The 14,908-nt window shown below is 58.9% G+C and carries 11 protein-coding genes and 1 pseudogene; 8 read left to right on the forward strand and 4 right to left on the reverse strand.

Translation table 11 applies throughout. From position 1 onward, the window contains the following. The first annotated feature begins 115 nt into the window (after positions 1–115). The 6 genes and pseudogenes from ACLH1U_RS06955 to ACLH1U_RS06980 all read left to right on the forward strand — a co-directional run. Complete coding sequence (locus ACLH1U_RS06955; protein WP_032454071.1) at positions 116–523, forward strand: YgiW/YdeI family stress tolerance OB fold protein; 408 nt, start codon at positions 116–118, stop codon at positions 521–523. 77 nt (positions 524–600) lie between these two features. After that, positions 601–1,470, forward strand: coding sequence for a GyrI-like domain-containing protein (locus ACLH1U_RS06960; protein WP_263083516.1), 870 nt, complete (start codon positions 601–603; stop codon positions 1,468–1,470). A gap of 120 nt (positions 1,471–1,590) precedes the next feature. Beyond that, complete coding sequence (parC, locus tag ACLH1U_RS06965; protein WP_411299157.1) at positions 1,591–3,849, forward strand: DNA topoisomerase IV subunit A; 2,259 nt, start codon at positions 1,591–1,593, stop codon at positions 3,847–3,849. A gap of 191 nt (positions 3,850–4,040) precedes the next feature. After that, on the forward strand, positions 4,041–4,778 hold the full coding sequence (plsC, locus tag ACLH1U_RS06970) for a 1-acylglycerol-3-phosphate O-acyltransferase (RefSeq protein WP_004205223.1): 738 nt from the start codon (positions 4,041–4,043) through the stop codon (positions 4,776–4,778). Positions 4,779–4,861: 83 nt separating this feature from the next. After that, on the forward strand, positions 4,862–6,274 hold the full coding sequence (gene ftsP / locus ACLH1U_RS06975; protein WP_023291023.1) for a cell division protein FtsP: 1,413 nt from the start codon (positions 4,862–4,864) through the stop codon (positions 6,272–6,274). A gap of 33 nt (positions 6,275–6,307) precedes the next feature. After that, positions 6,308–8,547: pseudogene (locus ACLH1U_RS06980) on the forward strand (YgiQ family radical SAM protein); the annotation flags it as partial. A gap of 119 nt (positions 8,548–8,666) precedes the next feature. Here the strand turns inward: ACLH1U_RS06980 and dkgA are convergent. Next, entirely contained in the window at positions 8,667–9,494 is an 828-nt protein-coding gene (gene dkgA, locus ACLH1U_RS06985) for a 2,5-didehydrogluconate reductase DkgA (RefSeq protein WP_004205220.1), read from the reverse strand. A 144-nt stretch (positions 9,495–9,638) separates the two neighbouring features. After that, complete coding sequence (gene yqhD, locus ACLH1U_RS06990) at positions 9,639–10,802, reverse strand: alcohol dehydrogenase (RefSeq protein ID WP_032454067.1); 1,164 nt, start codon at positions 10,800–10,802, stop codon at positions 9,639–9,641. A 196-nt stretch (positions 10,803–10,998) separates the two neighbouring features. Here yqhD and ACLH1U_RS06995 point away from each other — a divergent pair, with 196 nt between their 5' ends. Continuing rightward, on the forward strand, positions 10,999–11,898 hold the full coding sequence (locus tag ACLH1U_RS06995) for an AraC family transcriptional regulator (protein WP_032454066.1): 900 nt from the start codon (positions 10,999–11,001) through the stop codon (positions 11,896–11,898). A 49-nt stretch (positions 11,899–11,947) separates the two neighbouring features. Here ACLH1U_RS06995 and yghB read toward each other — a convergent pair whose 3' ends face one another. Both yghB and metC read right to left on the reverse strand, forming a co-directional pair. Beyond that, the gene (yghB, locus tag ACLH1U_RS07000; RefSeq protein WP_004205217.1) at positions 11,948–12,607 is read right to left on the reverse strand and encodes a DedA family general envelope maintenance protein YghB; all 660 of its coding nucleotides are present in this window, start codon (positions 12,605–12,607) and stop codon (positions 11,948–11,950) included. A 131-nt stretch (positions 12,608–12,738) separates the two neighbouring features. Beyond that, positions 12,739–13,926, reverse strand: coding sequence for a cystathionine beta-lyase (gene metC, locus ACLH1U_RS07005; RefSeq protein ID WP_032454065.1), 1,188 nt, complete (start codon positions 13,924–13,926; stop codon positions 12,739–12,741). A 250-nt stretch (positions 13,927–14,176) separates the two neighbouring features. On the opposite strand from metC, the gene exbB reads away from it, so the two are divergent. Then, positions 14,177–14,908, forward strand: a complete 732-nt coding sequence (gene exbB, locus ACLH1U_RS07010) for a tol-pal system-associated acyl-CoA thioesterase (RefSeq protein WP_004174395.1) — start codon at positions 14,177–14,179, stop codon at positions 14,906–14,908.

The raw sequence follows: 14,908 nt of genomic DNA on the forward strand, positions 1-14,908 counted from the left end.
AAACCGCGTTGCGACCGGGGTTGTACAGCATTAAAATTTCTTTTTTCCCCTTAAGAAGTCGTTAAGTTTTGTCGGGCGTAATAGGAGCCATATCAACACGAAGGGAGAACACATCATGAAGAAAATTGCTGCGATGACCGCGATCGTTGCCCTGGTTTCCATGCCGGTGCTGGCTGCCGGACAGGGCGGGTATACCGGTCCTTCTGCGACCTCGCCGGCAAGTTCGACCACCCAGGGCGGCGGATTTACCGGCCCGAGCGGCGCGGTCACCACCGTCACCAATGTCAAATCGCTGCGGGACGATACCTGGGTGACCCTGCGGGGCAAAATTACCGAGCGCGTGTCCGACGATCTGTATAAGTTCCAGGATGCTACCGGGGTGATCAATGTCGATATCGACCACAAACGCTGGAACGGCGTCACCGTCGGCCCGCAGGACACGGTAGAAATTCAGGGGGAAGTCGATAAGGACTGGAACTCGGTGGAGATCGACGTTAAACAGATCCGTAAAATCACGCCATAAGTCTCCGGCGGATAAGCGCAAGATCGGTCAGGAATCGCTATCCTCGCTCTGTCAGAGTATGTCGCGAGGAGGAGACGATGAACGATATTAAGGCCAGCCCGGCGTATGCCGGGCGCTTCCAGCGCGTCTGTAGATACATTGCGCGTCATCTTGATGAGCCGCTGTCGCTGGAGGCGCTGAGCGCGATAGCGCACAGTTCGCCTTACCATTTTCACCGGCAATTTAGCGCGTATACCGGCATTCCCTTGTACCGGTATATTCAGTGGTTACGTCTGCGACGCGCCTGTTGGCGCCTGGCGTTCAACCCCCGCGATAAAATCATCGACATTGCCCTTGATGCCGGATTTCAGAATGCGGAGTCGTTCAGCCGTGCCTTCCGTACCGCGTTTGACCAAAGCCCGACCCAGTTCCGTCAGCAACCGGACTGGGCCGAGTGGCATCGACGCGTACCGAAACATACGCTACAGGAGCAAACGTCGATGGACGTCAATATCATTTCGTTCCCCACCACCCGGGTAGCCGTCCTGCAACATCGTGGCAGCCCGGACCTTGTCAACGCCACCGCCGCGCGTTTTATCACCTGGCGTAAGACGAGCGGATTATCGCCCGTTGCCACCAGCGAAACCTGGGGGATCGCCTGGGACGATCCGCAGACTACCCCGCAGGAGGCGTTTCGTTTTGATCTCTGCGGTACGGTCGAACGGCCGGTTGGTGAAAACCCCTTTGGCGTGATTAACGGCGAAATCCCCGGCGGACGCTGCGCCGTCGTGCGCCATCACGGCTCGCTGGACACCCTGGCGAACAGCGTTTGGTATCTCTATCGCGACTGGTTACCCGCTTCAGGCGAGACGTTACGGGATTTTCCGGTCTACTTCCGTTACCACAATTTTGTCCACCAGGTGGCTGAGCATGAGCTGCAAACCGATATTTATCTGCCGCTGGCCTGATTAAGGTGACGGAATCCTCAACCGATCTCACGGCCTGTGACTCAGGGCGTGAGATCGGGTATTATCGCGGGTAGTTTTGCCGTCCGAACGGTCGGTACCCAGATTGAGGATCCACGATTAATGAGCGATATGGCAGAGCGCCTTGCGCTGCATGAATTTACGGAAAATGCTTACCTGAACTACTCCATGTACGTGATCATGGACAGAGCATTACCGTTTATTGGCGATGGCTTAAAACCGGTCCAGCGTCGCATCGTCTATGCGATGTCCGAACTGGGGCTGAACGCCAGCGCCAAATTCAAAAAGTCCGCCCGCACCGTCGGCGACGTGCTGGGTAAATATCACCCACACGGCGACAGCGCCTGCTATGAAGCGATGGTGCTGATGGCGCAACCCTTCTCCTATCGCTATCCGCTGGTGGATGGCCAGGGGAACTGGGGGGCGCCGGACGATCCGAAATCCTTCGCCGCCATGCGTTACACCGAATCCCGCCTGTCGAAGTATGCCGAGCTGCTGCTCAGCGAGCTGGGGCAGGGGACGGTCGACTGGGTGCCGAACTTTGACGGTACGCTGCAGGAGCCGAAAATGCTGCCGGCGCGCCTGCCAAACATCCTGCTCAACGGCACCACCGGCATCGCGGTGGGCATGGCGACCGATATTCCGCCTCACAACCTGCGTGAAGTGGCGAAAGCGGCGATTACGCTGATTGAGCAGCCGAAAACGACCCTCGACGAACTGCTGGATATCGTGCAGGGACCGGATTTCCCGACCGAGGCGGAGATCATCACTTCGCGGGCGGAAATTCGCAAAATCTACCAGAACGGACGCGGCTCAGTGCGCATGCGCGCGGTATGGAGCAAAGAGGACGGCGCGGCAGTGATCAGCGCGCTGCCGCACCAGGTCTCCGGCGCCAAAGTACTGGAGCAGATTGCCGCGCAGATGCGCAATAAAAAGCTGCCGATGGTGGACGACCTGCGCGACGAATCGGACCACGAAAATCCGACCCGTCTGGTGATCGTCCCGCGCTCCAACCGGGTGGATATGGAGCAGGTGATGAACCACCTGTTCGCCACCACCGATCTGGAGAAGAGCTACCGCATCAACCTCAATATGATCGGTCTCGACGGCCGCCCGGCGGTAAAAAACCTGCTGGAGATCCTCAGCGAATGGCTGGCGTTCCGTCGCGATACCGTACGTCGCCGTCTGAACCACCGGTTAGAGAAGGTCCTTAAGCGCCTGCATATCCTTGAAGGTTTGCTGGTGGCGTTCCTCAATATTGATGAAGTCATCGAGATCATCCGCACGGAAGATGAGCCGAAGCCAGCCCTGATGTCGCGCTTTGCCATCAGCGAAACCCAGGCGGAAGCGATTCTGGAACTGAAACTGCGCCATCTCGCCAAACTGGAAGAGATGAAGATCCGCGGCGAGCAGAACGAGCTGGAAAAAGAGCGCGATCAGCTGCAGGCGATTCTGGCCTCAGAACGTAAGATGAACAACCTGCTGAAGAAAGAGCTGCAGGCCGATGCCGATGCTTTCGGCGACGATCGCCGCTCGCCGCTTCACGAGCGTGAAGAAGCGAAAGCGATGAGCGAGCATGATATGCTGCCGTCTGAGCCGGTCACCATCGTTCTGTCGCAGATGGGCTGGGTGCGCAGCGCCAAAGGGCACGACATCGACGCCCAGGGGCTGAGCTATAAAGCGGGCGACAGCTGGAAAGCCTCGGCGAAGGGCAAGAGCAACCAGCCGGTGGTGTTTATCGATACCACCGGGCGCAGCTATGCCATCGATCCGATTACCCTGCCCTCGGCGCGTGGCCAGGGTGAGCCGCTGACTGGCAAGCTGACGCTGCCGCCGGGCGCGACCGTAGAACATATGCTGATGGAAGGAGACGATCAGAAACTGCTGATGGCCTCCGACGCCGGCTACGGTTTTGTCTGCACCTTCAACGATCTGGTGGCGCGCAACCGCGCCGGCAAAGCGTTGATCACCCTGCCTGACAACGCGCATGTGATGCCGCCGCTGGTCATTGAGGACGAGTCCGATATGCTGCTGGCCATCACCGCCGCCGGGCGGATGCTGATGTTCCCGGTCAGCGATCTGCCGCAGCTGTCGAAAGGCAAGGGTAACAAAATCATCAACATTCCTGCGGCGGAAGCCGCCGCCGGCCAGGACGGTCTCGCACATCTGTTTGTCCTGCCGCCGCAGAGTACGCTGACCATTCATGTCGGCAAACGGAAGATCAAACTGCGTCCGGAAGAGCTGCAAAAAGTCACCGGCGAGCGCGGCCGCCGCGGTTCGCTGATGCGCGGTCTGCAGAAGATTGACCGTGTTGAAATTGACTCGCCGCGCCGCGCCGCGGCAGGCGATAGCGAAGAGTAAGCGCTTCTCCTCCCGTCTTTGACGGGAGGAGGCGAAAAAAAGCCGCAAAATCGTTGTTTATTCAGGCGTTGCGATTAACAATGTCCATCATCAGGGGCCCAGGAAGAACGGTCCCGGCCTGCGCAGAACTTGTGAGCCTGCCTTCTGCCAGCAGCGAATAATTCTAAGCGGTTTGGGTTTTAGAGGTAGCTATGCTATTCATTTTTCGAGTAATTTTCGTGGTCATTTATTGCATCGTAGTGTGCATACTTGGCTGTCTGTACTGCTTGTTCAGCCCGCGTAATCCAAAACACGTTGCCACTTTCGGCCATCTGTTTGGCCGCTTATCCCCGGTGTTTGGTCTGAAGGTGGAGCTGCGCAAACCTGCCGATGCGGAAAGCTATGGCAACGCGATCTACATCGCTAACCACCAAAACAACTATGATATGGTGACGGCATCTAACATCGTGCAGGCCCCGACGGTCACCGTGGGGAAAAAGAGCCTGTTGTGGATCCCGTTCTTTGGCCAGCTGTACTGGCTGACCGGTAATCTGCTGATTGACCGCAATAACCGAACCAAAGCGCACGGCACCATTGCCGAGGTCGTCAACGCCTTTAAAAAGCGTAAAATTTCGTTCTGGATGTTCCCGGAAGGGACCCGCAGCCGCGGTCGCGGTCTGCTGCCGTTTAAAACCGGCGCCTTCCACGCGGCTATTGCCGCCGGCGTGCCGATTATTCCGGTGTGTGTCTCGAATACATCGAATAAAATAAAGCTCAATCGCTGGAACAACGGTCTGGTGATTGTGGAAATGCTGCCGCCGGTGGATACCAGCCAGTTCGGTAAAGACAACGTGCGCGCGCTGGCGACGCATTGCCGCGAGCTGATGGCCGCCAAAATCGCTGAGCTGGACAACGAAGTGGCCGAGCGCGAAGCGGCCGGTAAGCAATAAGACAGGAAACGCCGCCAACGCGCGCGTATTGCTGGCGGGAAACGAATTCCCTTTTTCATTTGTCAGTATGTCATGGAGTTAATATGTCACTCAGTCGGCGTCAGTTTATTAAGGCTTCCGGCGTAGCGCTGTGCGCTGGCGCCGCGCCGCTGAAGGCCCATGCCGCCGGCCAGCAGCCTGCGCTGCCGGTTCCGCCGCTGCTGGAGTCCCGTCGCGGTCAGCCGCTGTTTCTGACGCTGCAGCGTTCGCACTGGTCGTTTACGCCAGGCACCCGCGCCCCCGTCTGGGGGATCAATGGCCGCTATATGGGGCCGACGATCCGCGTCTGGAGCGGGGACGACGTCAAGCTTATCTACAGCAACCGTCTGACGGAGAACGTCGCGATGACCATCCGCGGCCTGCAGGTGCCTGGCCCGCTAATCGGCGGCGCGGCGCGCATGATGTCGCCGAACGCCGACTGGGCGCCGGTGCTGCCGATCCGGCAGAGTGCGGCGACGCTGTGGTACCAGGCCAATACGCCGAACCGGATGGCGAAGCAGGTCTATAACGGTCTGGCCGGCATGTGGCTGGTGGAGGATGAGGTGAGCAAGAACCTGCCGATCCCTAACCACTATGGCGTCGATGACTTCCCGGTGATAATTCAGGACAAACGGCTGGATAACTTCGGCACGCCGGAATATAGCGAACCGGGCAGCGGCGGCTTCGTCGGCGATACGCTGCTGGTCAATGGCGTGCAGAGCCCCTATGTCGAAGTGTCCCGCGGCTGGGTGCGTCTGCGCCTGCTGAACGCTTCCAACTCCCGGCGCTATCAGCTACAGATGAGCGATGGCCGACTGCTGCATGTCATTTCCGGCGACCAGGGGTTCCTGCCGGCGCCGGTTTCGCTCAAGCAGCTGTCGCTGGCGCCGGGGGAACGGCGTGAAATTCTGGTCGATATGACCAACGGCGATGAAGTGTCCATTACCTGCGGCGAAGCGGCGAGCATCGTCGACCGTATCCGCGGCTTTTTTGAACCGTCCAGCATTCTGGTCTCCACGCTGGTGCTGACCCTGCGCCCGACCGGGCTGCTGCCGCTGGTCACCGACAGCCTGCCGGCGCGTCTGCTGCCGACGGAGCTGCTTTCCGGCACGCCGATCCGCAGCCGGGATATCACGCTCGGCGACGATCCGGGGATTAACGGCCAGCTGTGGGATCCGCAGCGTATCGATATCACGGCGCAGCAGGGGACCTGGGAGCGCTGGACGGTGCGCGCCGACCGCCCGCAGTCGTTCCATATTGAAGGGGTAATGTTCCAGATCCGTAACGTCAACGGCTCGACCCCTTTCCCGGAAGACCGCGGCTGGAAGGACACCGTGTGGGTCGACGGGCAGGTCGAACTGCTGGTCTACTACGCCCAGCCGTCGTGGCCGCACTTCCCGTTCCAGTATCTGAGCCAGACGCTGGAGCTGGCCGACCGCGGTTCGATTGGCCAGATGCTGGTGAATCCCGCACCGTAAACTGTTCGACCCTGGCCGGCATACGGTCAGGGTTTGAGAAAATCCTCCTTCATTTCCACTATCATTCCGGCTTATAATCCACGCCCTTTTGGTTATTTTTTTATCATTTCCCCGGAAGCAATATGAGCGCAATATCCCTGATCCAACCGGATCGTGACCTTTTTTCCTGGCCGCAATACTGGGCTGCCTGTTTTGGCCCTGCGCCATTTTTACCGATGTCGCGTGAAGAGATGGATCAACTTGGCTGGGATAGCTGCGACATTATTCTGGTAACCGGCGACGCCTACGTCGACCACCCGAGCTTCGGGATGGCTATCTGCGGCCGCATGCTGGAAGCGCAGGGGTTCCGCGTGGGGATCATCTCCCAACCGGACTGGAACACCAAAGACGACTTCATGCGTCTGGGCAAACCGAACCTGTTCTTCGGGGTGACCGCCGGCAACATGGACTCGATGATCAACCGCTACACCGCCGACCGTAAGCTGCGCCATGACGACGCTTACACCGCCGGCAACGTGGCGGGCAAGCGCCCGGACCGCGCCACCCTGGTGTATACCCAGCGCTGTAAAGAGGCGTGGAAAGATGTGCCCGTGATCCTCGGCGGTATCGAGGCCAGCCTGCGCCGTACCGCGCATTATGATTATTGGTCCGATACCGTGCGCCGCTCGGTGCTGGTGGACTCCAAGGCCGATATGCTGATGTTCGGCAACGGCGAGCGTCCGCTGGTGGAAGTGGCTCATCGCCTGGCGATGGGCGAAACCATCGACCAGATCCGCGATGTGCGCAATACCGCCATCATGGTGAAAGAGGCTCTCCCGGGCTGGAGCGGCGTAGACTCCACCCGTCTGGATACCCCGGGCAAAATCGACCCCATCCCGCACCCGTATGGTGAAGATCTGCCGTGCGCCGATAACAAACCGGTCGCGCCGAAGAAACAGGAAGCGAAAAGCATCACTGTGCAGCCGCCGCGGCCAAAACCGTGGGAAAAAACCTATGTGCTGCTGCCTTCTTTCGAGAAGGTGAAAGGCGATAAGGTCCTGTATGCTCACGCCTCGCGCATTCTGCACCATGAAACCAACCCCGGCTGCGCCCGGGCGCTGATGCAAAAGCACGGCGAGCGCTACATCTGGATCAACCCGCCGGCAATCCCGCTCTCCACTGAAGAAATGGACAGCGTCTTCGCCCTGCCTTACAAGCGCGTGCCGCATCCTTCCTATGGCGATGCGCGCATCCCGGCGTATGAGATGATCCGTTTCTCGATCAACATCATGCGCGGCTGCTTCGGCGGGTGTTCGTTCTGCTCGATCACCGAGCACGAAGGACGCATTATCCAGAGCCGTTCAGAGGATTCGATCATCAATGAGATCGAAGCCATTCGCGACACGGTGCCGGGCTTTACCGGCGTGATCTCCGATCTCGGCGGACCCACCGCCAACATGTATATGCTGCGCTGCAAATCGCCACGCGCCGAGCAGACCTGCCGCCGACTCTCCTGCGTCTACCCGGATATCTGCCCGCACATGGATACCAACCATGAGCCGACGATCAACCTTTACCGTCGCGCCCGCGAGCTGAAGGGCATCAAGAAGATCCTTATCGCCTCCGGGGTACGCTATGACATCGCGGTCGAAGATCCGCGCTATATCAAAGAGCTGGCGACCCACCACGTCGGCGGCTATCTGAAGATCGCGCCGGAGCATACCGAAGAGGGCCCGCTGTCGAAGATGATGAAGCCGGGAATGGGCAGCTACGACCGCTTTAAAGAGCTGTTCGACACCTATTCGAAGCAGGCGGGTAAAGAGCAGTATCTGATCCCGTACTTTATCTCCGCCCACCCGGGGACCCGTGATGAAGACATGGTGAACCTGGCGCTGTGGCTGAAGAAGCACCGCTTCCGTCTCGACCAGGTGCAGAACTTCTATCCGTCGCCGCTGGCGAACTCGACCACCATGTATTACACCGGCAAAAACCCGCTGGGCAAGATCGGCTATAAGAGTGAAGAGGTGGTGGTGCCGAAGGGCGATAAACAGCGCCGTCTGCACAAAGCGCTGCTGCGCTATCACGATCCGGCCAACTGGCCGCTGATCCGTCAGGCGCTGGAGGCGATGGGCAAGAAACACCTGATTGGCTCACGTCGCGACTGTCTGGTGCCGGCGCCGACTCTCGATGAGATGCGCGAAGCGCGTCGCCAGAACCGTCATACCCGCCCGGCGCTGACCAAGCACACGCCGATTGTGCATCAGCGTTCTAACGGTGGCGCAACGGCGAAAAAGCCCGTTAAACGGGGTAAAGTCGCCGGGCGTTAAGCCTGACTTTGCGCCCGGCAGCGTTTCGCTGGCCGGGCGGTTTCTCAAGCCGGACACGCGTCAGCGCTGCCCGGCTTTTTTACCTGTTATCCGCCGAACTGATCCGGGTCGGGCCCCAGACGCTTGCCCTGATCCAGTTTGGCAATCTCTCCCAATTCTTCTTTATCCAGGCGGAAATCCCAGACGTTAAAGTTTTCGGCGATGCGCGACGGCGTGACGGATTTGGGGATCACCACCAGACCGCTGTCGAGATGCCAGCGGATGACAATCTGCGCCGGCGTTTTGCCATATTTATCAGCCAGCTGATGGATAACTTTCTGATCGAAGACGCCCTTACCGCCCTGGGCCAGCGGGCTCCAGGATTCGGTCTGGATCTTGTGGGTGGCGTTCCAGGCGTGCAGCTGCCGCTGCTGCAGCAGCGGATGCAGCTCTATCTGGTTGATCACCGGCGCGACGCCGGTTTCATCAATCAGCTTCTGCAGATGCGGCACCTGGAAATTACACACGCCGATGCTCTTCGCCAGCCCCTGCTGCTGCAGCTCAATCAGCGCCTGCCAGGCCTCGACGTAATGGCCGATAGCCGGCACCGGCCAGTGGATTAAATAGAGATCCACATAGTCCAGCTTCAGCTTGCTGAGACTCTCTTTCAGCGCCTCGTGCGGCCGTTTTTGATCGTCGTTCCACAGCTTGGTGGTGATGAATAGCTCATCGCGATTGACGCCAGCGCTTTGCAGGGCGTTGCCGACGCCAGCCTCATTTTGGTACGCGGCGGCGGTGTCAAAAGAGCGATAACCGACTTCCAGCGCCTTATGAATGGCGGAGACGACTTCCTCGTTGCCAGCTTTCCACACGCCGAGACCCAGCTGCGGCATCAGGTTGCCGTCGTGTAGTTTTATAACGGTTGGATGTGTCATGCCTTCCTCCTGTTAATGAACTCGGCGAAGCAGGATCCGCCGAGGGGTAGCATTAAGTCTGGACGAAATAGCTAAAAACGGTAGTAAAAACACCTCTCCCCGACGTTTGTTTAACGTAAGGGGAGGTGAATCAGGCGGGGTAACTTAGCGGGCAGCCTCGTAGATACGACGGCTGACGTCCAGGGTGATATCCTGGTGCTCGCCCAGCTTGGTCATGCCGTGCTCTTCCAGTTTCGCCAGCAGCGCCGGGATGGAGCTACCGTCGAGACCGTAATCGGAGAGGCGGGTCGGCACGCCCATCTGCTCGAAGAACTGGCGCGTCGCGGCGATGGCGGCATCGATGCGCTGGTCGTCTGAGCCCTCGGTGATATGCCACACGCGCTCCGCATATTGCAGCAGCTTCTCGCGCTTGGTATCACGCTTCTCATTCCACAGCGCCGGCAGAACGATAGCCAGCGTCTGGGCGTGATCGAGACCATGCATCGCCGTCAGTTCGTGACCAAGCATATGCGTTGCCCAGTCCTGCGGCACGCCTGCGCCGATCAGGCCGTTCAGCGCCTGGGTCGCGGCCCACATAATGTTGGCGCGCACGTTATAGTTTTCCGGCTCCTGCAGCGCTTCCGGGCCATCCTCGATCAGGGTCAGGAGAATGCCTTCGGCGAAGCGGTCCTGAATTTTACCGTCAACCGGGTAGGTGACGTACTGTTCGACGGTATGGACGAAGGCGTCAACCACGCCGTTGGCGACCTGGCGCGGCGGCAGGGTATAGGTGTAGACCGGATCGAGGATCGCGAACTGCGGCTGAACATGGGAAGACATAAACGCGCGTTTGTCGCCGGTAGTTTTCCGCGAAATCACCGCCCCTTTGTTTGATTCAGAACCGGTCGCCGGCAGGGTGAGAACCGAGCCCATTGGAATGGCGCTGGCGATCTTACTGCCATAGGTTTCCAGAATTTCCCACGGATCGATGTTGGCGTCATAGTGGGCTGCTGCCGCGATAAATTTGGTGCCATCCAGCACCGAACCGCCCCCGACCGCCAGCAGGAAGGTGACCTTCTCTTCACGGGCGAGCTTCACCGCGTTCATCAGGGTTTCGTAAGACGGGTTCGGCTCGATGCCGCCAAATTCAAGGACGTCCAGGCCATTCAGGGCGGTCAGTACCTGATCCAGGACGCCCGTTTTTTTCACGCTGCCGCCGCCGTAGGTGATCAGTACGCGAGCTTCCGCCGGGATCTGTTCACGCAGTTTTTCAATCGCGCCTTTGCCAAACAGAATGCGGGTTGGGGTATGCAGGTCAAAATTATTCATTGCTTGAGTCCTCAAAAGAGTAAAACCGCCGACAGGGACGATACCGCTGCCCGATGACGGTTATTGTGGTCCTGGCGCCGTTGCCCCTCAATGCACATTTCTGCCTATGTCTTGCCTATTTCTCCATATGGCTGGAGAATTCGCGGCGGCCTGCGCACAATGTACGGGTGAAGAAACATCGGGAGAGACGGTGGTAATGCAACACGCAGAGATATGTCAGACACTGACAGAGAAGGTTAACCAGCTGAAAGATAAGCACGAAATGTTAAGTTCGCTGCTACCCGACGTCCGCCTGCTGTACGGGACGCAGCCGGGACCGCGGATGCCGGTGATGTACCAGCCGGGGATCGTTTTTCTCTTTTCTGGCCATAAAATTGGTTATATCAATGAGCGGACGTTTCGCTACGATACAAACGAATATCTGCTGCTGACCGTACCGCTGCCTTTCGAATGCGAAACCTTTGCCACCCCGGAGGTGCCCCTGGCCGGCATGCGCCTGAACGTCGATATCCTGCAGCTGCAGGAGCTGCTGATGGATATTGGCGAGGATCCGCTGTTTCAGCCCGCCGTCGCCTCCAGCGGGATAAACTCCGCAGTGCTCTCGGAGGATATCTTGTGCGCTGCTGAACGGCTGCTCGACGTGATGGAGCGGCCGCTGGACGCGCGGATCCTTGGCAAGCAGATCGTCCGCGAAATTCTCTACTATGTGCTGACGGGACCCTGCGGCGGCGCGCTGCTGGCGCTGGTCAGCCGGCAGACCCACTTCAGCCTGATTAGCCGCGTACTCAAGCATATCGAGAGTCAATACACCGAAAACCTCAGCGTCGATCGGCTGGCGGCGGAAGCGAATATGAGCGTATCGGCGTTTCACCATAATTTTAAATCGGTGACCAGTACTTCGCCGCTGCAGTATCTGAAAACCTACCGTCTGCACAAGGCGCGCATGCTGATGATCCATGACGGGATGAAGGCCAGCGCGGCGGCGATACAGGTGGGCTATGAAAGCCCTTCCCAGTTCAGTCGCGAGTTTAAGCGCTACTTCGGGATGACGCCCGGGGAAGACGCCGCGCGTATTCGTACGATGCAGGGAATGTAATACCGGGGAGGGAGCAGGCCGGGCGGGCGCAGCCCCCCGGCAGTCGACATCAGGCGCTGCAGTATTTCTTTTTGATCACCACGAACAGCGTGCCGAGCAGGCCAGCCAGCAGCAGGGCAATCGGCAGGATCATCAGGCAGGTCATCACCTGATCTTCATGACGCTTCACGAATGGGATCATGCTCAGCGCATAGCCGAGGCCCGTGACCACGCCGACCCACAGCAGGGCGCTCAGCCAGTTGAAGAACTGGAAGCGGCGGTTCGGCAGACCGGAAATCCCCGCCATGGTTGGCAGCAGGGTACGGACAAATGCCAGAAAGCGGCCCGCGAGCAGCGCCAGCAGACCGTGGCGGTCAAACATGCAGGTAGCGCGCTGATGGTATTTATGCGGCAGGTGCGCCAGCCAGCCTTTCACCGTTTGCGTATTGCCCAGCCAGCGCCCCTGTACATAGCTCAACCAGCAGCCGAGGCTGGCGGCGGCGGTCAGAATGGCGATAGTGGGCACAAAGTCCATGACGCCTTTAGCAATCAGCGCGCCGGCGAGCAGCAGCAGGCTGTCTCCAGGTAAAAAGGAGGCAGGCAGCAGCCCGTTTTCCAGAAACAGGGTCGCGAACATAACCAGATATACAACGCCCACAACATGAGGGTTCGCCAGTGCGGCAAAATCATGTTGCCACAGCGCGGCGACAATCTCTTGAATGACAACCATGGACTTTCCTAAGTGGTACCGTATTGTTGACTAGTGTACTCCTGAAGAGACCCGAGCACCTTGATCCCGGGCGCAACAAAAGCGGCCGCTCCGATAAAAAGCGTCCGCTATTGTTGCCACTGACTGTCACTTTACACGATACGCGCGAAGCCCGCTGCTAAATCCGCCTGCAGATCGTCAACATTTTCGAGTCCAATGTGCAAACGGATCAGCGTACCGCTGAAGTCGACTTCCGCATCCGGTCGGATGTGAGCGATTTGCTCCGGCTGATTGGCCAGAATCAGCGACTCAAAGCCGCCCCACGAGTAGGCCATGCTGAACAGGCTGAAGTTGTCGAGATACGCTGCCAGCTCAGCGTCGTTGAGACGCTTGTTGAGCACAAAAGAGAACAGCCCGCTGCTGCCGGTAAAATCGCGCTTCCAGAACTCATGGCCTTTACTGCCGGGCAGAGCGGGGTGGTTGACCCGCGCCACCTGCGGATGCTGCGCCAGCCACTCGGCGATGCGCAGGCTGCTTTCATGATGCTGACGCAGGCGGACGCCCAGCGTGCGCAGGCCGCGGCTGGTCATATAGGCGGTATCGGCGTCCAGCATTTGCCCCATCAGATAGGCATTCTCACGCAACTGCGGCCAGCAGCGCGCGTTCGCCACCGCGGTGCCGACCATGGCGTCGGAGTGGCCGATCAGGTATTTGGTGCCTGCCTGAATAGAAATATCAATGCCAAAATCCAGCGCTTTGAACAGGATCCCCGCCGCCCAGGTGTTATCGATCATGATAATCGCTTCCGGGGCGACCTGACGCACGGCGGCGACAATCGCCGGCACATCGTGCACTTCCATGGTGATGGAGCCGGGCGATTCCAGGAACACCACGCGGGTCTCAGGGCGAACCAGACGGGCAATATCGGCGCCGATTAAGGGATCGAACCAGCTGGTGGTCACGCCGAGTTTGGCGAGAATTTTGGTACAAAAATCCTGGCTTGGCTCATAGGCGGTATTGGTCATCAGCACATGGTCGCCCTGCTCGACAAACGCCAGGATAGTGTTGGCCACCGCGGCGGCGCCGCAGGGGAAGAGGGCGCAGCCGGCGCCGCCCTCCAGCTCGCACATCGCTTCCTGCAGCGAGAAGTGGGTCAGGGTGCCGCGACGCCCGTAGAACAGCTCGCCGTTGGCCCGATTGCGGGTGGCGTGCTTTTTGGCCTCTACGGTGTCGAAAACCAGCGATGACGCGCGCTGGATCACGCTGTTCACTGAGCCCTGGGTATATTTTTTGCTCCGCCCGGCGTTGACCAGCGCGGTATCAAGATGTTTATCAGCCATGTTGATGAACCTGTTTTTATACGTCTGGACGTCTAAACTAGCATGAATCTTCTTTTCTGTACCAGCGCGCTGCCGATACAGGCGAAAATTTTACCAGGCCCGCGGTTAGCCACTTTTTTACTGCGTAAGCGCAAGGAAAATAAACGTGATTTGCTGCACAGTGTAAATACTAATGAGAACCACTATCAATTCGATGTCGTTTTGATATTATTGTGGGCAGATTTTGTGATTATCGTCGTGGAGATAGAGCGTGGGTAATAATTTGATGCAGGCGGATCTCTCCGTTTGGGGTATGTATCATCATGCCGATATTGTCGTTAAGGTGGTGATGATAGGCCTGATTCTGGCGTCGGTCGTCACCTGGGCCATCTTCTTCGGTAAAGGGGCGGAAATCCTCGCCAGCAAGCGTCGCCTCAAACGTGAACAGCAGCAGCTGGCGGAAGCCCGCTCTCTCGATCAGGCCAGCGATATCGCCAGCGCCTTTGAGGCGAAAAGCCTCACCACCCAGCTTATCAATGAAGCGCAGAACGAACTCGAACTCTCCGCCGGTGCCGAAGACAATGAAGGCATCAAGGAGCGAACCGGTTTCCGCCTTGAGCGCCGCGTCGCGGCCGTCGGTCGCCATATGGGGCGCGGCAACGGCTATCTGGCCACCATCGGCGCCATTTCGCCGTTCGTGGGCCTGTTCGGGACCGTCTGGGGCATCATGAACAGCTTTATCGGCATCGCCCAGACCCAGACCACCAACCTTGCGGTGGTGGCGCCGGGCATCGCGGAAGCGCTGCTGGCGACAGCTATCGGTCTGTTCGCCGCCATCCCGGCGGTGGTCATCTATAACATCTTCGCCCGCATGATCGGCAGCTATAAGGCCTCGCTTGGCGACGTCGCCGCTCAGGTCCTCCTGCTGCAAAGCCGCGACCTGGACCTCAGCGCCAGCGGCGTGAAGCCGGTGCGCAGCGCGCAGAAATTACGGGTAGGTTGA

This window comes from Klebsiella sp. 1SOBk5mer (assembly GCF_046603115.1).
Lineage (GTDB): Bacteria > Pseudomonadota > Gammaproteobacteria > Enterobacterales > Enterobacteriaceae > Klebsiella > Klebsiella quasipneumoniae.